The organism is Cupriavidus sp. 05T313 (assembly GCF_056396665.1).
Genome location: NZ_JBFTLX010000001.1, coordinates 107188 through 126302 on the forward strand (window position 1 = coordinate 107188; position 19115 = coordinate 126302).

16 protein-coding genes are annotated in these 19115 nt (G+C 65.9%); 1 reads left to right on the forward strand and 15 read right to left on the reverse strand.

Translation table 11 applies throughout. The features are described from left to right. Window positions 1-64: 64 nt before the first annotated feature. The 15 genes from ftsA to coq7 all read right to left on the reverse strand — a co-directional run bounded on the left by ftsA (window position 65) and on the right by coq7 (window position 17416). Window positions 65-1297, reverse strand: coding sequence for a cell division protein FtsA (gene ftsA, locus AC1DKD_RS00500; RefSeq protein WP_035875601.1), 1233 nt, complete (start codon window positions 1295-1297; stop codon window positions 65-67). Next, window positions 1294-2196 (reverse strand): cell division protein FtsQ/DivIB, encoded by a 903-nt coding sequence (locus AC1DKD_RS00505; RefSeq protein WP_441625636.1) that lies wholly within the window; start codon window positions 2194-2196, stop codon window positions 1294-1296. The genes ftsA and AC1DKD_RS00505 overlap by 4 nt, the downstream gene beginning before the upstream one ends. A 53-nt stretch (window positions 2197-2249) precedes the next feature. Continuing rightward, window positions 2250-3233 (reverse strand): D-alanine--D-alanine ligase, encoded by a 984-nt coding sequence (locus AC1DKD_RS00510; RefSeq protein ID WP_035875606.1) that lies wholly within the window; start codon window positions 3231-3233, stop codon window positions 2250-2252. Then, complete coding sequence (gene murC, locus AC1DKD_RS00515; RefSeq protein WP_276291242.1) at window positions 3230-4669, reverse strand: UDP-N-acetylmuramate--L-alanine ligase; 1440 nt, start codon at window positions 4667-4669, stop codon at window positions 3230-3232. Before murC ends, AC1DKD_RS00510 begins: the two co-directional genes overlap by 4 nt. 12 nt (window positions 4670-4681) lie before the next feature. Then, entirely contained in the window at window positions 4682-5752 is a 1071-nt protein-coding gene (murG, locus tag AC1DKD_RS00520) for an undecaprenyldiphospho-muramoylpentapeptide beta-N-acetylglucosaminyltransferase (protein ID WP_035875611.1), read from the reverse strand. Beyond that, the gene (ftsW, locus tag AC1DKD_RS00525; RefSeq protein WP_477142816.1) at window positions 5749-6990 is read right to left on the reverse strand and encodes a putative lipid II flippase FtsW; all 1242 of its coding nucleotides are present in this window, start codon (window positions 6988-6990) and stop codon (window positions 5749-5751) included. Before ftsW ends, murG begins: the two co-directional genes overlap by 4 nt. Beyond that, window positions 6987-8513 (reverse strand): UDP-N-acetylmuramoyl-L-alanine--D-glutamate ligase, encoded by a 1527-nt coding sequence (gene murD, locus AC1DKD_RS00530; protein ID WP_477142817.1) that lies wholly within the window; start codon window positions 8511-8513, stop codon window positions 6987-6989. Before murD ends, ftsW begins: the two co-directional genes overlap by 4 nt. A gap of 48 nt (window positions 8514-8561) precedes the next feature. Further along, a complete protein-coding gene (gene mraY, locus AC1DKD_RS00535; protein ID WP_477142818.1) occupies window positions 8562-9731 on the reverse strand; it encodes a phospho-N-acetylmuramoyl-pentapeptide-transferase in 1170 nt (389 codons plus the stop codon). 76 nt (window positions 9732-9807) lie between these two features. Next, window positions 9808-11223: a UDP-N-acetylmuramoyl-tripeptide--D-alanyl-D-alanine ligase gene (locus AC1DKD_RS00540; protein WP_441625642.1), complete on the reverse strand. Its 1416-nt coding sequence runs from the start codon at window positions 11221-11223 to the stop codon at window positions 9808-9810. Further along, window positions 11220-12767, reverse strand: a complete 1548-nt coding sequence (locus tag AC1DKD_RS00545) for a UDP-N-acetylmuramoyl-L-alanyl-D-glutamate--2,6-diaminopimelate ligase (RefSeq protein WP_441625647.1) — start codon at window positions 12765-12767, stop codon at window positions 11220-11222. The genes AC1DKD_RS00540 and AC1DKD_RS00545 overlap by 4 nt, the downstream gene beginning before the upstream one ends. Beyond that, window positions 12764-14563, reverse strand: a complete 1800-nt coding sequence (locus AC1DKD_RS00550; RefSeq protein ID WP_441625650.1) for a peptidoglycan D,D-transpeptidase FtsI family protein — start codon at window positions 14561-14563, stop codon at window positions 12764-12766. The genes AC1DKD_RS00545 and AC1DKD_RS00550 overlap by 4 nt, the downstream gene beginning before the upstream one ends. Then, window positions 14560-14883, reverse strand: a complete 324-nt coding sequence (gene ftsL, locus AC1DKD_RS00555; protein ID WP_035875624.1) for a cell division protein FtsL — start codon at window positions 14881-14883, stop codon at window positions 14560-14562. Before ftsL ends, AC1DKD_RS00550 begins: the two co-directional genes overlap by 4 nt. After that, window positions 14880-15881, reverse strand: coding sequence for a 16S rRNA (cytosine(1402)-N(4))-methyltransferase RsmH (rsmH, locus tag AC1DKD_RS00560; RefSeq protein ID WP_035875626.1), 1002 nt, complete (start codon window positions 15879-15881; stop codon window positions 14880-14882). The genes ftsL and rsmH overlap by 4 nt, the downstream gene beginning before the upstream one ends. 7 nt (window positions 15882-15888) lie before the next feature. Beyond that, entirely contained in the window at window positions 15889-16317 is a 429-nt protein-coding gene (gene mraZ, locus AC1DKD_RS00565; RefSeq protein ID WP_035875627.1) for a division/cell wall cluster transcriptional repressor MraZ, read from the reverse strand. A gap of 475 nt (window positions 16318-16792) precedes the next feature. Next, a complete protein-coding gene (coq7, locus tag AC1DKD_RS00570; RefSeq protein WP_441625653.1) occupies window positions 16793-17416 on the reverse strand; it encodes a 2-polyprenyl-3-methyl-6-methoxy-1,4-benzoquinone monooxygenase in 624 nt (207 codons plus the stop codon). A gap of 338 nt (window positions 17417-17754) precedes the next feature. On the opposite strand from coq7, the gene AC1DKD_RS00575 reads away from it, so the two are divergent. Next, window positions 17755-18870 (forward strand): porin, encoded by a 1116-nt coding sequence (locus AC1DKD_RS00575; protein WP_477142819.1) that lies wholly within the window; start codon window positions 17755-17757, stop codon window positions 18868-18870. Window positions 18871-19115: the final 245 nt, after the last annotated feature.

Below are 19115 nucleotides of genomic sequence, written 5' to 3' on the forward strand. Positions count from 1 at the left end.
GGATTGCCCACAATAGCGTGGACAATCCCGTCATTCATTCAAGTGCAATCCAATCGGCGGCAACTTAGAAATTGCCGACGAACCATTCCTTCATGCGGGTCCACACCTGCTTGACGGAACCACTCTGCACCGCGACCTTGCGGCCGCGCATGCGTTGCACGCGGCCTTCGAGCAGTAGTCCCATTACGGTCGAATAGCGCGGACTCTTAACAACTTCGTGCAAATTTCCCCGATATTCCGGCACGCCGACCCGAACCGGCTTGAGGAAGATGTCCTCGCCCAGTTCCACCATGCCCGGCATCATCGCGGTACCGCCGGTGATCACGACGCCCGACGACAGCAGTTCTTCATAGCCCGACTCGCGCACCACCTGATGCACCAGCGAGTACAACTCCTCGATACGCGGCTCGATCACCGCCGCCAGCGCCTGGCGCGACAGCGAGCGCGTGCCGCGGTCGCCCACGCCGGGCACCTCGATCATGTCTTCCGGATCGGCGATAGCCTGCTTGGCGATGCCATACTGGATCTTGACGTCTTCGGCATCGGGTGTAGGCGTACGCAGCGCCATGGCGATGTCGTTGGTGATCTGGTCGCCGGCGATGGGGATCACGGCCGTATGCCGGATCGCGCCTTCGCTGAAGATGGCGATGTCGGTCGTACCGCCGCCGATATCGACCAGCACCACGCCCAGTTCCTTCTCGTCCTCGGTCAGCACCGCCAGGCTCGACGCCAGCGGCTGCAGGATCAGGTCGTGCACTTCCAGCCCGCAGCGGCGCACGCACTTGACGATGTTCTGCGCCGCGCTGACCGCGCCGGTGACGATATGCACCTTCACCTCCAGCCGGATGCCGCTCATGCCGATGGGCTCGCGCACGTCTTCCTGGCCGTCGATGATGAATTCCTGCGTGAGAATGTGCAGGATCTGCTGGTCGGTCGGGATATTGACCGCCTTGGCGGTCTCGATCACCCGGGCCACATCGGTCTGGGTGACTTCCTTGTCCTTGATCGCCACCATGCCGCTGGAATTGAAGCTGCGGATATGGCTGCCGGCAATGCCGGTGAACACTTCGGAAATCTTGCAGTCGGCCATCAGCTCAGCCTCTTCCAGCGCCCGCTGGATGGACTGCACGGTGGCCTCGATATTGACCACGACCCCTTTCTTCAGACCCTTGGACTCTGACTGGCCCATCCCGATCACTTCGTAGCTGCCGTCGGGGCGCAACTCCGCCACTACCGCGGCCACCTTGGAAGTGCCGATATCGAGACCGACCAGTAGGTCCTTGTATTCCTTGCTCATCGGTTTTTCTCCGCGTTCTTGCTCTTGAGTCGCGTCGGATTGTTATTCGGATTGGTGTTGGTACTTGTACTCGTACTTGTATTCGTGCCGGCGCCGCCGGGTTTCGCCTTGGCGGCCGCGGCTGCCTGGGCATCGGTCAGGAACCGCACGTTGGCCGCGCGGATGGCGAACCCGTTGGGGTAGCGCAGGTCCGCGTACTCGATCTGCTTGCCCCACTGCTCGGTGACCTGGGGCCAGGCCACGACGAATCGCTTGACGCGCTGCGCCATGGCGTCGCGCTCCTCGTCGTTCTGTTCGCGCCCGAGCTCCACCACCATGCCGTTGGACAATTTGGTGCGCCAGGCATAGCGAGACGACAGCGTGACCGCCAGCGGCTCGACCTTGAGCGGCTTGAACCATTCGCGCATGGTCTCCAGCTTGTCGACCACGTCGCCCTCGCTGTCCGGCGGGCCGTCGAGCGCGAGCAACTGGGCATCTTCCTCGGCTTCCGCCGGGTTGGCGACGAACACTTCGCCATAGGTGTTGATCAGGCGGCTACTGTCTGCATTGCCCCACGTACCGAGCGCTTCGTGCTCCTCGACCTCGACCGCCAGCCCGTTGGGCCATTCGCGGCGGACGCTGGCGCGGCGCACCCAGGGCACCGACTCGAAAATCTGCCGCGCCTCGTTGAGATCGAGCGTGAAGAAGCTGCCCGACAGCTTGCCCAGCGCGTTGGCGCGCACGCTCGGCGCATTGACATGCCGCAGTGAGCCGCCTTCCATCGGCGCCAGCTCGACGTGCGTGATGGCAAATACCGGCCGCTGCGCCAGCCACAGCAGGCCGGCCGCGAACGCCATCACCGCCACCAGCGCGTAGAGCGTGGAAGCGATCAGGTTGAGCAGGCGAGTGTTGTGCCACATGGCTTAGCGTTGTTCCGGTTCCGGTCGGTCGGGTTGCAGTGTTTGTCCAGTGCTCAATCGGGTTTCCAGGCCTCGCTGGGATGCAGGTCCAGCGTGGCGGCCGCGGTCACCTGCATGACGAAATCCTCGTAGCTGATGCCCACCGCGCGCGCCGCCATCGGCACCAGCGAATGGCCGGTCATGCCGGGCGAAGTATTCATCTCGAGCAGGAAAGGCTTGCCGTCGGCGCTCAGCATCACATCGGCGCGCGCCCAGCCGCGGCAACCCAGCACGCGGAAGGACTGCACAGCCAGGCGCCGGACCTCGGCTTCCACGTCGTCCGGCAGGCCCGACGGGCACAGATATTGGGTATCGTCAGTAAAGTACTTATTTTGATAGTCGTAGTTCGCGCCGGGCGCGACGATGCGGATCACCGGCAGGGCTTCGGCGCTAGCGCCCTCCCCGACTATCGGACAGGTCAGCTCGGCGCCGTCGATAAATGTCTCGGCGATGACGTCGTTGTCCAGCGCCGCGGCTTTCTCGAAGGCGGCACGCATCTGGCCGGACTCGGTCACCTTGGTCAGGCCGATCGACGAACCCTCGCGCGCCGGCTTGACGATGAGCGGCAGGCCCAGGTCGGCGGCAACGGCGTCGAAATCCGTATCGGCATGCAGCATGGCAAAGCGCGGCGTGGGCAGGCCGTGGGTCATCCACAGGCGCTTCGTTGCCTGCTTGTCCATGGCCAGCGCAGAGGCCAGCACGCCGCTGCCGGTGTAGGGCACGCCCAGTTGCTCCAGCAGGCCCTGGATGGTGCCATCCTCGCCGTAGCGGCCGTGCAGGGCGATAAATACGCGATCGAAACCGGCCGTGGCCAGCTCGGCCACCGACTGCAGGCCGGGATCGAAGGCATGGGCATCGACGCCGCGCGAGCGCAGCGCGGCAAGCACGCCGTTGCCCGACAGCAGTGAAATCTCGCGCTCGGCCGAGCGGCCGCCGAGCAGCACGCCGACCTTGCCCAGCGATTTGGGATCGATATTGGGATGGGCGACGAAACTCATGCCTGCCCCCCAGCCTGTTGCGAAACCAGTTGTCCGGGCACGGTGCCGATCGTGCCGGCGCCCATTGTCACCACCACGTCGCCGGGCCGGGCGGCATTCAGGATAGCCTGCGGCATTTCGTCGATCTGCTCCACAAAAACGGGTTCAACCTTGCCGGCCACGCGCAGCGCGCGCGTCAGCGCGCGGCCGTCGGCGGCCACAATCGGGGCTTCGCCGGCGGCATAGACCTCGGCCAGCAACAGCGCATCCACGGTGCCCAGCACCTTGATGAAATCTTCAAAGCAATCGCGCGTGCGGGTAAAGCGGTGCGGCTGGAAGGCCAGCACCAGCCTGCGTCCGGGGAACGCACCCCGCGCCGCCGCCAGCGTCGCGGCCATCTCGACCGGGTGGTGGCCGTAGTCGTCGACCAGCGTGAAGGTGCCTTCGCTCCTGGTTTCGCCCTGCGCATCCGTGCTGACGCAAGCAACTTCGCCATAGCGCTGGAAGCGGCGTCCCACGCCGTGGAACTCGCGCAGCGCCTTGACGATAGCGGCATCGGGCACTTCCAGTTCGGTCGCGATGGCGATGGCCGCCAGCGCGTTCTGGATATTGTGCATGCCGGGCAGGTTCAGCACCACATCCAGCGGCGCCTCGGCATGGCTGTTGAGCTGGCGCAACACGGTGAAGTGCATCTGGCCGTCGACCGCGCGCGCGTTGACCGCGCGGATCTGCGCGTCCTCGGCAAAGCCATAGCGCACGATCGGCTTGGAGACGAACGGCATGATCTCGCGCACGTTGGGATCGTCCACGCACAGCACCGCGATGCCGTAGAACGGCAGGCGCTGGGTGAATTCCACGAACGCCTGCTTGAGACGAGCGAAGTCGTGCCCGTAGGTGTCCATGTGATCGGCGTCGATATTGGTAATGACCTCGATCACCGGGAACAGGTTCAGGAACGAGGCATCCGACTCGTCGGCCTCGGCCACGATGAAGTCGCCCGTGCCCAGGCGCGCGTTGGCGCCCGCCGAATTCAAGCGGCCGCCAATCACAAAGGTGGGGTCAAGCCCGCCCTCGGCCAGCACCGACGCCACCAGGCTGGTGGTGGTGGTCTTGCCGTGGGTGCCGGCGATGGCCACGCCCTGCTTCAGGCGCATCAGCTCGGCCAGCATCACCGCGCGCGGCACCACCGGGATGCGCTTGGCCCGCGCAGCCAGCACCTCGGGGTTGTCGTTGGTGACGGCGGTGGACACAACCACGGCATTGGCGCCGTTGATGTTGGCGGCGTCGTGGCCGTGCATCACGGTCGCACCCAGCGATGCGAGGCGCCGCGTGGCGGCATTGCTGCCCACGTCGGACCCCGAGACCTTATATCCCTGGTTCAGCAGGACCTCCGCGATGCCGCTCATGCCGGCGCCGCCGATGCCTACGAAGTGGATGTTCTTGACGATGTGCTTCATGAATCCGTTGTATCAATCCCTGGCCATCTGGCTGCAGATCTCCGCCACGCGCCGGGTTGCTTCCGGCTTGGCAAGACCACGCGCCTGATGCGCCATCTCTTTGAGTCGGGGCCGCGACAGCGAGGCCAGCGTCTGCGCCAGCCCGCTCGCGGTCAGTTCGTTCTGCTGGACCAGCAAGGCGGCATCCTGGCTCGACAGGAATTTCGCATTGGTGGTCTGGTGGTCATCGACCGCATGCGGGAAAGGCACGAACAGTGCCGCCACGCCTGCCGCCGCCACCTCCGACACGGTCATCGCGCCCGCGCGGCAGATCACCAGATCCGCCTCGGCGTAGGCCGCTGCCATGTCGTCGATAAAGGGCAATGCTTCCGCCGCCACGCCGGCGGCCTGGTAATTGGCGCGCAGCGTGTCGATCTGCTTGGCGCCGGCCTGGTGCCTGACCAGCGGGCGCTCGCCTTCCGGCAGCAGCGCCAGCGCCTTCGGTACGACTTCGTTGAGCGCCGCCGCGCCCAGGCTGCCGCCCACCACCAGCAGCCGCAACGGGCCGCTGCGGCTGTCGTAGCGCTGCTCGGGCGCCGGCATCCGCGCGACCTCGTCACGCACCGGGTTGCCGGTCCACTCGCTGTCCGGCAGCGCGTTCGGGAAGGCGCACAGCACCCGGTCCGCGACCTTCGCCAACACCTTGTTGGCCAGACCGGCGATCGAATTCTGCTCATGCAGCACCAGCGGCCGGCCCAACAGCGAGGCCATCATGCCGGCCGGGAAGGTGATATAGCCGCCCATGCCCAGCACCACATTGGGCCGCACCCGGCGCAACGCCTGCACGCTTTGCCAGAAGGCGCGCAACAGGTTCAGCGGCAGCATCAGCTTGGTCAGCGGACCCTTGCCGCGCAAGCCGCCGAACTGGATGAACTCCATCGGGATGTCGTACTTGGGCACCAGCGTGGCTTCCATGCCCGTCCGGTTGCCCAGCCACACGACGCGCCAGCCCTGCTCGCGCAATGCGCGAGCGACCGCCAGCCCGGGGAAGACATGCCCCCCGGTGCCGCCGGCCATCACGAGCAAGGTGCGCGGTGCGGTCATACTTTCCCTCCGCGCATCATGACGCGATTCTCATAGTCGATGCGCAGCAGGATCGCCAGCGCCACGCAGTTCATCAAAATGCCCGAGCCGCCGTAGCTCACCAGCGGCAGGGTCAGCCCCTTGGTGGGCAGCAGGCCCAGGTTCACGCCCATATTGATAAAGGTCTGCCAGCCGATCCAGATGCCGACGCCCTTGGCCACCAGCCCCGCAAAGGTGCGGTCGAGCTGCAGGGCGGTACGGCCGATCTCGAAGGCGCGGCGCACCATCCAGTAGAACAGCACGATCACCACCAGCACACCSAYAAAGCCGAATTCCTCGCCRATCACGGCGAGGATGAAGTCGGTATGCGCCTCGGGCAGGTAGTGCAGTTTTTCAATACTGCCGCCCAGCCCCACCCCGGTCCACTCGCCGCGGCCGAAGGCGATCAGCGAGTGGGTGAGCTGGTAGGCCTTGCCGAGCGCGTTGGCCTCTTCCCACGGGTTGAGATAGGCGAAGATCCGCTCGCGCCGCCATGGCGACGCCGTGATCAGCAGCGCAAAGGCACCCACCGCCACGCCGACCAGACCGGCGAACAGCTTGCCGTTGATGCCGCCCAGGAACAAGATGCCCATGGCGACCGTGGCCACCACCAGGAAGGCGCCCATGTCGGGCTCCAGCAGCAGCAGCATGCCTACCACTACCACCGCCACGCCCATCGGCAGGAAACCCTTGCCCACGTTTTGCATCCACTCCTGCTTGCGCACGGTGTAGTTGGCCGTGTACAGCACCACCGCCAGCTTCATGAACTCGGACGGCTGGAAGTTCATGATGCCGAGCGGAATCCAGCGCCGCGCGCCATTCACGCCCTTGCCCACGAAGGGCACCAGCACGAGGATCAGCATCACCAGCGCGATCACGAACAGCTTGGGCGCGTACTTGTCCCAGAACTTGACCGGAATCTGGAAGGCCAGCAAGCCCATGGACAGCCCGATGAACAGCGCGAACGCATGTCGTGCGAGAAAATGGCTTTCACGGTAGTTGGCGTACCGCGGCGAGTCCGGCAGCGCGATCGAGGCCGAGAAGACCATCACCAGGCCAAGCGCGAGCAGCACGATCGCCACCCACAGCAGCGGCTGGTCGTACTCCATCATGCGCGAGCGCGTCGGCTTGACGCCGGACACCGCATCGCGCAATCCGCCCCAGGCGTTGCCGATGGTGGCTCCGATAAAGCCGCTGCGCTTGACCGGTGCGTCGCTCATGGCACGATCCCCCTGGACATCGCCAGTTCTTCCACCGCGGCACGAAAGACTTCGGCGCGATGCACATAGTTACGGAACATGTCGAGGCTGGCGCACGCCGGCGACAGCAGCACAGCATCGCCGCCCTGCGCCGCAGTGGCGGCCAGGCTGACAGCCTGTTCGAGCGTGGCGGCGTCGGCCAGCGTGACGCCGGTCTCCTGCAGCGCGCGGCGCAGCTCGCCCGCATCCTTGCCGATCAGCACCACGGCGCGGGCGTACTGCGCCACCGGCGCGGCCAGCGGCGAGAAATCCTGCCCCTTGCCTTCGCCGCCGGCAATCAGCACCACGCGCTTGGCCAGCCCGGACAGCGCGGCCACSGTGGCGCCCACRTTGGTGCCCTTGCTGTCRTCGAARWAYTCGACSTCGTCGATCGTSGCSACCCAYTCCACCCGGTGCGGCTCGCCGCGGTATTCCCGCAGGCCGTGCAGCAAGGCATTCAGCGGCAGGTCGATGGCACGGCACAGCGCTAGCGCGGCCATCGCGTTGGTGGCGTTGTGCATGCCGCGGATATGCAGCGCATCCGCCGGCATCAGGCGCTTGTGGCGCACAGGAACGGCTTCCGCTTCTTCGGCGGCGGCGGCCTTGCGGCGGCGCGGCTTGTTCTCGCCGTCGGATTCGCTATCGGGTTCCGCCACCACCAGCCAGGGCATGCCGCCCTCTCGCAGCACGCCGAAGCTGCCCGGTACCTCGGGCAGGTCGGTGCCGAAAGTCACCGGCGCCGTGCCGGGGCGCGCCATGTCCAGGCTCAGGCGGTCGTTGCGGTTCAGGATCTGCACGCAGCCGGCTTCGCCCGGCGCCGGCGCCGCGCCGAAGATGCGGGCCTTGGCGGCGGCATAGGCTTCCATGCTGCCGTGCCAGTCAAGATGGTCCTGGGTGATATTGAGCACCGTGGCCGCGTGCGGCGCCAGCGTGTGCGTGGTTTCCAGCTGGAAGCTCGACAGCTCCAGCACCCAGACCTCGGGCAGCGTGGCCGAGGCAATGCAGGCGGCCAGCTTGTCCAGCGCCGAGGGGCTGATGTTGCCCGCCACCGCCACGCTCTTGCCGGCGCGCTCGACCAGGCGGCCGGTCAGCGCGGTGGTCGTCGTCTTGCCATTGGTGCCGGTGATTGCCAGCAGCTTCGGCGCATAGCCCGACTCTGCCTGAAGGTGCGTCAGCGCACGCGCGAACAGCTCGATCTCGCCCCACACGGGAATCCCGCGCTCGCGCGCCGCGGACAGCAGCGCGGCAGTGGCGCCTTCCAGCGGCGACAGGCCGGGGCTGATCGTCACCAGTGCGATGCCGTCCAGCAGCGCGTCCGTGAAGGAACCACCATGAAATTCGGCCGAAGGCAGCTCGGCTTGCAGGAAGACCAGGTTGGCAGGCGCCTCGCGCGTGTCGGCAACGCGCACGGGCGCGCCATACTGGCCGCACCAGCGCGCCATCGCCAGGCCCGATTCGCCGAGGCCCAGCACCAGCACATGAGGTTTTTGCAACTCGCCAAACACTTCGATTCCCGCCTTTTTTCGTTTCTGCGTTGATAGATATGCGCCGGTTCAGCGCAACTTGAGCGACGACAGCCCGATCAGCACCAGCAACATGGTGATGATCCAGAAGCGCACCGTCACCTGCGTTTCCTTCCAGCCCGACAATTCAAAGTGGTGATGCAGCGGCGCCATCTTGAACAACCGCCTGCCCTCGCCGTAACGCCGCTTGGTGATCTTGAACCACGTCACCTGCAGCATCACCGACAAGGTTTCCACCACGAAAATGCCGCCCATCACGAACAGCACGATCTCCTGGCGCACGATCACCGCCACCGTGCCCAGCGCGCCGCCCAGCGCCAGCGCGCCGACGTCGCCCATGAAGACCTGGGCCGGATGGGCGTTGAACCAGAGGAAGGCCAGGCCCGCCCCCGCCATCGCCGAACAAAAGATCAGCAACTCGCCAGCCCCCGGGATATGCGGGAACAGCAAGTATTTGCTGTAGACCGAACTCCCCATCACGTAGGCAAATACACCCAGCCCGCTGCCGACCAGCACCACGGGCATGATCACCAGCCCGTCCAGGCCGTCGGTCAGGTTCACCGCATTGCTCGAACCCACGATCACCAGGTAGGTCAGCACGATAAAGCCGGCCACGCCCAGCGGATAGCTCACTTCCTTGAAGAAGGGCACGATCAGGTTGGACTTGTAGGGCATGTCCAGCGACAGTCCGCCTTCGACCCAGCCCAGGAACAGGTCCCACACCCGCACATTGCTGCTTTCCGACACCGAAAACGCCAGGTAGACCGCGGCCACCAGGCCGATCAGGGTCTGCCAGAAAAACTTCTCGCGGCTCGACATGCCGCGCGGATCGCGATAGACCACCTTGCGGTAATCGTCCACCCAGCCGATCGCGCCGTAGCCGAAGGTCACCAGCATCACGACCCAGATGAAACGATTGCCCCAGTCGCACCACAGCAACGTGGAGATGGCAATCGACACCAGCACCAGCACACCGCCCATGGTGGGCGTGCCGGCCTTGACCAGATGCGACTGCGGGCCGATGGTGCGCACCGCCTGGCCGATCTTGAGTTCGGTCAGCTTGCGGATCACCCAGGGTCMAAGGCCGAGCCCGATCAAAAGCGCGGTGAGGTTGGCCATCACCGCGCGGAAGGTCAGGTAGTTGAAGACCCGCAGGAAGCTGTAGTCGTTTTGCAGCCACTGGGCCAGAGCCAATAACATCGTGTTTCCGTATTCCTTTCGACAACCGCCCGGCGTGGCCGGGCTATCTGATTGCTTGATTAAGTGTTGATGACGATTAATGCGCGGGAGTGTCTGCGACCAGCGCATTCACCATCCGTTCCATCCGCATGAACCGAGATCCCTTCACAAGTACCGCGCTTGCTGCCGCCACGGTACCGTCCTTGTCTTCCGCCAACGCCTGCGCGAGGTCTTCAGCGCGTTCGAAATGCCGGGCCTGCGCGCCAAAGGCCTGCACCGCGTGCACCACTGCCGCGCCCGTCGCCCATAGCGTCTCGATGCCGCGGGCGCTCGCATAGGCACCGATCTCCGCATGGAAAGCCGGCCCCTGGTCGCCCACTTCGCCCATATCCCCCAGCACCAGCAGGCGCGGCGCGGCAAACCCGGCGAGCACGTCGATAGCCGCGCGCACCGAATCGGGATTGGCGTTGTAGCTATCGTCGATCACCAGCGTGCCGCCGGCAGCGTGCTTGACCTGCAGCCGTCCCTTGACCGCGGCGAATCCGGCCAGGCCGGCGCGGATCGCCTCAACGCCCACGCCGGCGCCCAGCGCGCAGGCGACCGCCGCCAGCGCGTTACGCACGTTGTGGGTGCCAAGCACCGACAGGCGGACCTCGAACGTGGCGCCGGGCGCCCGTACCTGCATCACTTGCACACCATCTTCCAGATGCACGCCGGCACTGACATCGGCGCCCGCCTCCAGGCCAAACGACAGCACGCGCCGCTGGCCGGCCGCCTGCCGCCAGATGCCGGCATGTGCCCCGCCACCCTCGGCGTCGAGCGGAAACACCGCCACGCCGTCGGCGGGCAATGCCGCGATGGCCGCCGCATGCTCGTGCGCCACGGCCTCGACGCTCACCATGAACTCCTGGTGCTCGCGCTGGGCATTGGTCACCACGGCCACGGTGGGCTGGGCGATGCCGGCCAGGTAAACCGTCTCGCCCGGGTGGTTCATGCCCAGTTCGAGCACGGCGAGCCGGTGCGCGTCGGTCAGGCGCAGCACGGTCAGCGGCAAGCCGATATCGTTGTTCAGGTTGCCGCCGGTGGCGAGCCTGGCGCCCTCCCCTACCGCCGCGGCGAAGATCGCCGCGATCATTTCCTTGACCGTGGTCTTGCCGTTGCTGCCCGTCACTGCAACCGCGGGCAGGCTGAAGCGGCGGCGCCAGCCGGCTGCCAGCTGGCCCAGCGCAAGGCGGGTATCGGGCACCACGATGGCGGGAATGCCAAGCCCGGCATCGGGCTCGCGCTCCACCAAGACCGCGGCGGCGCCGCGCGCCACCACATCGGCCAGGAAGTCATGCGCATCGAAGCGCTCGCCCCTGAGCGCGACGAAGAGGTCGCCGGGCTGGACCGTGCGGCTGTCGGTGAGCACGCGCGAGAAGGCGCGGCTGGCGGCGCCATCGGGCCCGGAAATACGCGCGCCGGCGATCCAGCCGGCGGCTTGCTGCAGATCAGTCATGGTGAATTGCGTCATGCCGACACCCCACGCGTACCCAGCGTCAGCCGGACGTGCTCGCGGTCGGAGAATGGCCGCTTGCGGCCATGCACCTCCTGGGTGGCTTCGTGCCCCTTGCCGGCCACCAGCACCACGTCGGCCGCGGCAGCGTGCTTGATGGCATACAGGATGGCGGCGGCCCGGTCTTCGATCAGGTGGGTGTGGCTGTGGTCGTCGATGCCATCGGCGATCGCGTTCAGGATGTCCAGCGGGTCTTCGCTACGCGGGTTGTCGCTGGTCAGCACGACTTCGTCGGCAAGGCGCGCGGCCACCGCGCCCATCAGCGGGCGCTTGATCGGATCGCGGTCTCCGCCGCAGCCGAACACGCACCACAGCCGGCCCTTGCGSGCCTGCGCCACCGGGCGCAGCGCGGCCAGGGTTTTTTCCAGCGCGTCCGGCGTGTGGGCGTAATCGACCACCGCCAGCGGGCCATCCTGGGCGCCGTGGCTGCCACCGAACAACTCCATGCGGCCGTCGACCGGCCTGAGCGTGCGCAGCGCGTCGATGGCTGCAGCCCACTCGATGCCGCTGGCGAGCGCGGCGCCGAGCACGGCGAGCAGGTTGCTGACATTGAACTCGCCGATCATCGGCGTGGCGACATCGGCGCCGCCGAAGCTGCCGTCGACATGGAAGGCGGTGCCGGCAGCCGTGGCGCGCACGCCGGTGGCGCGCAGCCACTGGCCGCCCTTGCGGGTGGCGCCGGCGGCGCCGTCGATGCCGTATTCGATCACCTGCCCGGTGACCAGCGTGCCAGCCAGCAGGCGCCGGCCCATGGCGTCGTCACGGTTGATCACGGCCGCGCGCAGGCCGGGCCATTGGAACAGCAAAGCCTTGGCCGCCTCGTACTCGGCCATGGTGCCGTGGTAATCGAGATGGTCCTGGGTCAGGTTGGTCAGCACCGCCACGGCGAAGTGCGTGCCGGCCACCCGGCCCTGCTCGAGCCCGTGCGAGGACACTTCCATTGCCACGGCTCGCGCGCCGGCGGCATTCAGCTCCGCCAGGCTGTCCTGCAACTGGACCGCGTCGGGCGTGGTGAAACCCGTAGCCGTGAGCGCATCAGGAAAACCGGTGCCAAGGGTGCCGATGGTGGCACAGCGCGTACCGGCCGCCTGCAGCGCGCGCGCCAGCCACTGGCTGCACGAAGTCTTGCCATTGGTACCCGTGATGCCGGTCACCGCGAGATCGCGCGCGCCGTTGCCATACCAGCCCGCGGCGATCGGGCCGGCGAGCTGGTGCAGGCCCGACACACCAAGGTGCGGCACGGTCTCGCCGTGCGGCCAGGCAAAGCCATCGGCCTCGTGGACGATCGCGCTGGCGCCGCGGGCGATGGCCTGGGCAATATGCGGGCGCGCATCGGTCGCCAGGCGCTCGTTGCCGAGCACGTAGGCGAAGAAAACGTCGCCCTGGGTCAGCCGGCGCGTGTCACCGGTCAGCCTGGCGCCGGCCGGCGCGTGCTGGTGCAACCAGTCCAGCGCGTCGCCGGCCTGTGCGGCCACTTCGAGGGGAAGCAGTGGCTGGCTCATTGCGTCGCGCTCCACGGTTCGCTTTCCTGCACCTTGTCGCTCACCACGAGTTGTCGGATCGGCGAATCCGGCTGCACATTGAGCGCACGCAGCGCGCCACCGGTAATCGCCGCGAAAGCCGGGCCCGCCGCGGCGCCGCCGTAGTGGCTGCCGGAGGTGGGCTCGTCCACGCTGACGGCCACGATCACGCGCGGGTTCGACATCGGCGCCAGGCCGATGAAGGAAGCGCGATACTTGCTGCGGTCGTAGCCGCGGCCAACGTGCTTGTAGGCGGTGCCGGTCTTGCCGCCCACCCGGTAGCCCATCACCTGCGCCTCGGGCGCGGTGCCGCCGGGCGCCGTCACGGTCTCGAGCATGGCTCGCACCTGGCGCGCCACTTCGGGCGACAGCACGCGCTCTCCGGTAACCGGGCCATTGGCACGGAACATCGTGACCGGGATCAGTTCGCCGTCATGGGCGAAGATGGTGTAGGCATGGGCGATCTGGAACAGCGACACGGACAGGCCGTAGCCATAGGACATGGTCGCCTGCTCGATGGGCCGCCAGCTCTTGAACGGGCGCACCCGTCCCGCCACCGCGCCCGGGAAGCCGATCTTGGGCGCCTGCCCCAGGCCCAGGCTGGTATACATATCCCACATTTCCTGCGGCTTGAGCAGCATCGCGATCTTGGTCGTGCCGATGTTGCTCGACTTCTGGATAATGCCGGCGACCGTCAACGACCCGTAATTATGGGTGTCGCTGATGGTGGCGCCTTCGTAGTTGAACTTGCCGGTAGTGACGAAGACCGTCGACGGCGTGACGCGCTTGAGCTGCAGTGCTAGGCCGACCGTGATCGGCTTCATCATCGAACCCGGCTCGAAGGTATCGGTCAGCACCCGGTTGCGCAGCTGTTCGCCCGACAGCCGGGTGCGGTCGTTGGGGTTGTAGGTCGGCCAGTTGGCCAGCGCCAGCACCTCGCCGGTCTGCGCGTCGAGCACCACGGCGCTGGCCGCCTTGGCCTTGCTGCGCTCGACGATGGCCTTGACCTCGTTGTGGGCCAGGTACTGGATCTTGGCGTCGATCGAGAGCTGCTGGTCCTCGCCGTCGCGCGGCGCCTTGAGGATGCCCACATCCTCCACCACGCGGCCGAGGCGGTCCTTGATCACCTGGCGCGCACCGGACTTCCCGGCCAGCACAGCCTCGCGCGCCAGTTCCACGCCTTCCTGGCCGCGGTCTTCCACATTGGTAAAGCCGACGATGTGCGCCATCGCCTCGCCCTCCGGGTAGAAGCGCTTGTATTCGCGGGTCTGGTGAATGCCGTCGATCTTGAGCGCGGCGATCTTGTCCGCGGCGTCCGGCAGCACCTGGCGCTTCAGGTAAACGAAGCTCTTGTCCTCCGTAAACTTGCGGCGCAGTTCCTTGTCACTCATGTCGAGCAGCTTGCTCAACTGGCGAATCTTGTCCGCGTCGATTTCGTCCGGAACGTCCTCGGGGACCGCCCAGATCGCCTTCACGGGAAGGCTGGTAGCCAGCACCAGGCCATTGCGGTCGAGGATCTTGCCGCGTGTTGCCGGCAACTCGAGGGTGCGCTGGAATCGCTTCTTGCCCTCGGCCTCATAGAACTGGTTGCCCGGACCCTGGATCCACAGCGCGCGTCCGGCCAAGGCGACGAAGGCGGCGAACATCATGAAAACCACCAGCTTGGAGCGCCACATCGGCAGGCGCAGGCCAAGCACGGGGCTGGCCGCGAACTGGCCGGTGCGTGGGCGCGAAGGGTTTCCGCGCTGGGCGTTTTGCGAGGGCCGGGCGATGGTCATGGCTTGCTCCCCTCCGGCGCGGCGGCCGCAGGCGCGTTCGCAGGTGGCGCATCAAGCACCACGCCGGCCAGATATTGGGTCCTGCCGGGAAGTACCGGCGTCATCTTCAGCTGCGTGCGCGCCGCTTCGGCAATGCGTGCGCTCTTGCCAAGCGCGCTCTGCTGGTACTGCAAGCGGGACCAGTCGATGTCGAGCTGCTTTTCTTCCGCCTGCGCACGCTCGTAGGCGACGAACAGGGTCCGGGCCTGGTGCTGAGCGCTCACGAGCGAGAGCGCGCACAGCATCAGTGCTGCCAGCAGGAAAAAGGTCAGGCGGTTCATGCGCGGCCCGCCTGCTCGGTGGATGCGGATACGGCGGGCAGCTTCTCGGCCACGCGCATCACCGCCGAGCGCGCGCGCGGGTTGGCGGCGATCTCTTCGGCGCCCGGCTTGACCCGGCCGAGCAGCCTCAGCGTGGGCTGCGGCAACTGGTCGGCGCGCAGAGGCGCGCGGCGCATGGCGGGGTCGGCGTTCTGCTGCGGACGGGCGTGCGCCTGCATGAACCGCTTGACGATGCGGTCCTCAAGCGAGTGAAAGCTGATGACCACCAGCCGCCCTCCTGCCTGCAACAAGTCGTAAGCCGCGCTCAGGCCTCTTTCGAGGTCCGCAAGCTCTTGATTGATGTGAATCCGTAGAGCCTGAAAGGTGCGGGTCGCAGGGTCCTGACCCTTCTCGCGTGTTTTGACGGCTTTCGCCACGAGCGCGGCAAGCTCGGCAGTAGTGGTGAGAGGTCCGCCATGGCCGGGTTCGCTCCTGCGAGCAACAACCGCCTTTGCAATCTGTACAGCAAACCGTTCTTCCCCATAGTCCCGTATCACCCTCGCGATGTCTTGCTCATCCGCTTGCGCCAGCCATTGCGCGGCGGTAATGCCGCGCGTGGTGTCCATGCGCATGTCCAGCGGTCCCTCGAAGCGAAAGGAAAAGCCCCGCTCCGCATCGTCGATCTGGGGCGAGCTGATCCCCAGGTCGAGCAGTATCCCGGTTACCTTGCCGCGTCCTGCCAACCGGTCCGACATCTCGGCGAAGCTGGTGTGCTCAATGGAGAAGCGGGCATCCTTGATGGTGCCCGCCTCTGCGATTGCTGCCGGATCCTTGTCGAATGCCACCAGGGCTCCGGCCGGGCCCAGCCGGGCCAATATTGCCCGGCTGTGCCCCCCTCTGCCGAAGGTGCCGTCCACGTAGACGCCATCCGGCCGCCAGACCAGGGCTTCGACAGCCTCGTCCAGCAGCACGGTGCGATGGCGCAGGGCGGTGGTCCCTGGCGTTTGGGTTGAGCTCATGACCTCGTCAGAAAGAGAAGTTCTTCAATGCATCCGGCATGCCCTGTGCCATCGCCTGCTGTTCCTTGGCGGCGTAGGTTGCGGCGTCCCAGACTTCGAAATGGCTGCCCATTCCAAGCAGCATGACTTCCTTGTCGAGCATGGCGGCATTGCGCAGCTCGGGGGCAATCAGCACCCGACCCGCGCCGTCCATGTCGACGTCAGCGGCATTGCCCAGGAAGATGCGCTTCCACCAATGCGCGTCCATCGGCAAGGCCGCAATGCGACTACGGAAATTTTCCCATTCAGGGCGGGGAAACAGCAGCAGGCAGCCGTCCGGGTGCTTGGTCAGCGTCACCCGGCCTTCGGCCTGCTGTTGCAGCGCTTCACGGTGCCGCGCCGGAATCGACATCCGGCCCTTGGCATCCAGTGACAGCGCCGATGCTCCCTGAAACAAGCTAGCCCCCGATCCGCGCCGGCATCTTTACTGCCGGTTGGCGCGTGAATCCTTCGGAATCCGACGTTGGGCGATGATCCCACAGCCAGACTACCTTTTCACACAAAAATACACTTCCTCACACTATTTCCCACTTTAGAGGAAGCGATTTGGCGGGTCAAGGCTCGCAGCAAGGCAACAAACCGGGTTTTTTGAATTAGAACAATGACTTAGCGCGCACACTTCACGCACCGAAAAAGTGAATCCCTAATGAAATGAAGATCTTATGGAGGAAAGCAGAGAAACCACCTGAGAACAGCAAGGGGAGGAACTGCCTGCGGCACGAAATTCAGCCACACGGGACCGATGGAAGGATACAACGTTTTGGCGTCTACCCTGCGTACGGAGGGTGCCAGTTGCCGCGCTGCGCCAGGCAACTGCGCGTGGCGAGCGGCGAATGCCGCGGGGATTCATCCTGCGCCGTACCGTAGCGCCGTCAGATCCGGTACGCGGCGGTGGTCATGACCCGGGAGGCAGCTCGCATCATCGCCCGCACCGGCGCGGGCAGCGGCATGCCACCCGCCTCGCGGGCGGCGGCGCCGTGGCGGACCTCATCGTCGCGCATCTGTTCCAGGATCGCGCGCGAGCGGGCGTCGGCAACGGGAATCTGTTCAAGATGGCCGTTAAGGTGCTGCTCGACCTGATACTCGGTCTCGGACACGAAACCCAGGCTGACCCGGTCACCTGTCCGCCCCGCAGCCCAGCCGATGGCAAACGCGCCGGCATACCAGAGCGGGTTGAGCAGGCTCGGACGCGAGCCAAGCTCGCGCAGACGCTCGGCGCACCAGCCGAGGTGGTCTTCTTCCTCGCGCGCGGCCTCGTCCATCTGCGCGCGCACCTGCGCGGTCCGCGCGGTCAGCTTCTGCGCCTGGTAAAGAGCCTGCGCGCAAACCTCGCCCACGTGGTTGACCCGCATGAGCCCGGCCACATGGCGGCGTTGCGACTGGTCGAGGCTGTCCGTATCGGGCGCGAGCGTTTCCGCCGGATTGGCGCGGCTGGCACGGGTGACGCCTGCGATCGCGCGCAAGGCCACATCGAATTCGCGAATCAAGTTATCCATGAATGCATCGCTGGTGGTTGCTCGGGACAGGCGCGCCGCCCGCTCCCGCCGAGGCGGACACAACGCTTGTGAAATCGCCTCGGGATTTCCCGCATTGTACCGTGAGCGCATCGCGCCCCGCCCTGCAGCCCCCCCCCCGCTAGGCCAGTGCCTGCCGCATCCGATACTCCAAAACCCTGAGTTGTGAAAAGCTGACAAGGGCAGTCGCCCCGATTGTGAAAAGGGGGCGGTTTGTTACAGTACTTGGCAGCTTCTGACGAAGTTGGGTAAGCGGTGCATGGAGACTCAGGAGGTTTCTCCGCTGACCACCAATAATTCTTACATGGAGATCATCGAGCATGAAAAAATCGCTTCTCGCGCTGGCTGCGCTGGGTGCATTTGCGAGTGCCGCACAGGCACAGTCCAGCGTGACGCTGTACGGCGTGGCGGATATGAACCTCGAATACGTCAGTCACATGGGCTCGCAAACGCCGACGATTGCCAACGGCTTTAATGCCGGCCAGGGCAACAACCTGTACCGCATGTCGTCCGGCGGCCTGTCCGGTTCGCGTTGGGGTCTGCGTGGCGTGGAAGACCTGGGCAGCGGCATGAAAGCCCTGTTCGTGCTCGAAAGTGGTTTCGGCCTTGACAATGGATCGCTTCAGCAGGGCGGCCGCATGTTCGGTCGTCAAGCGTACGTCGGCCTGGAAAGCGCCCAGGCTGGCCGCTTCACCTTCGGTCGCCAGTACACCACGCTGTTCGACCTGCTCGCCAACTTCTCGCCCAGCGGCTATGCCACCCAGTATGAACCGGTGGTGGCCCAGCTCGGCCTGAACTTCCGCTCGGACAATACCGCCAAGTACACCGGCGTATTCGGCCCGGTAACCGCCATCGCCCACTGGTCGTTCGGCAACGGCGTGGCCGGCAACGGCGAAGTCCCGGGACAGTTCCGCCGTGATACGGGCTACGGCGCCGGTGCAGCATACGCTGCCGGTCCGTTCGGCGTGACCGTCGCCTACGACCAGTACAACCCGACCCTGAGCGCGGCCGGCGACACCGGCACCTTCAAAAAGGCCGCGGTAGCAGGCAGCTATGCCTTCGGCGCGGCCAAGATTATGGGCGGCTATCGTTGGGGTCAGTCCAAGGCACAGAACGGCACGGCCCTGCTGCGTGACAACTACTACTGGATTGGCGCTAACTATCAGGTCCTGCCGGCGTTGGGCCTGACGCTGCAGTACACCTACGACGACGTTATCAAGCTGAACAATGTGAACGTCACGAACCCTTGGCAGATCGGGTTCATCGCCGACTACAACYTSTCSAAGCGCACCGACGTCTACCTGACCACCGCATTCTCGAAGAATGCAGGCCTGAACTTCGACACCTCGGCGATCAGCTTCGCCAATGGCTACTTCCTCGGCACCGGCAAGAACACCATGATCGGCGCGGCCGTGGGTATCCGCCACAAGTTCTGAGCGCATCCGCGTTCTTTTGCAAAGGCACCTTCGGGTGCCTTTTTTGCTTTCCGGCCGCGCCTCGCGCTCCATCCTAGGGCATCACCCCATCGGCACTTTGTTATGCCGACACTACAATGCAGCAACCTCTTCGGCCGCATTCAAATCGTGCCGTGCGGCCGCAAAACCAACAAGGAGACAGCCCATGCACCGCACCCGCCGCCGCGCGGCCCAGATGCTGCTGGCCACTATCGCCGGCGCATGCC

Bases quoted from the DNA above. Each gene is read 5' to 3' on its own strand.
- ftsA (WP_035875601.1), bottom strand. From the start codon at position 1,297: ATGAGCAAGGAATACAAGGACCTACTGGTCGGTCTCGATATCGGCACT.
- AC1DKD_RS00505 (WP_441625636.1), bottom strand. From the start codon at position 2,196: ATGTGGCACAACACTCGCCTGCTCAACCTGATCGCTTCCACGCTCTAC.
- AC1DKD_RS00510 (WP_035875606.1), bottom strand. From the start codon at position 3,233: ATGAGTTTCGTCGCCCATCCCAATATCGATCCCAAATCGCTGGGCAAG.
- murC (WP_276291242.1), bottom strand. From the start codon at position 4,669: ATGAAGCACATCGTCAAGAACATCCACTTCGTAGGCATCGGCGGCGCC.
- murG (WP_035875611.1), bottom strand. From the start codon at position 5,752: ATGACCGCACCGCGCACCTTGCTCGTGATGGCCGGCGGCACCGGGGGG.
- AC1DKD_RS00540 (WP_441625642.1), bottom strand. From the start codon at position 11,223: ATGACGCAATTCACCATGACTGATCTGCAGCAAGCCGCCGGCTGGATC.
- AC1DKD_RS00550 (WP_441625650.1), bottom strand. From the start codon at position 14,563: ATGACCATCGCCCGGCCCTCGCAAAACGCCCAGCGCGGAAACCCTTCG.
- ftsL (WP_035875624.1), bottom strand. From the start codon at position 14,883: ATGAACCGCCTGACCTTTTTCCTGCTGGCAGCACTGATGCTGTGCGCG.
- rsmH (WP_035875626.1), bottom strand. From the start codon at position 15,881: ATGAGCTCAACCCAAACGCCAGGGACCACCGCCCTGCGCCATCGCACC.
- coq7 (WP_441625653.1), bottom strand. From the start codon at position 17,416: ATGGATAACTTGATTCGCGAATTCGATGTGGCCTTGCGCGCGATCGCA.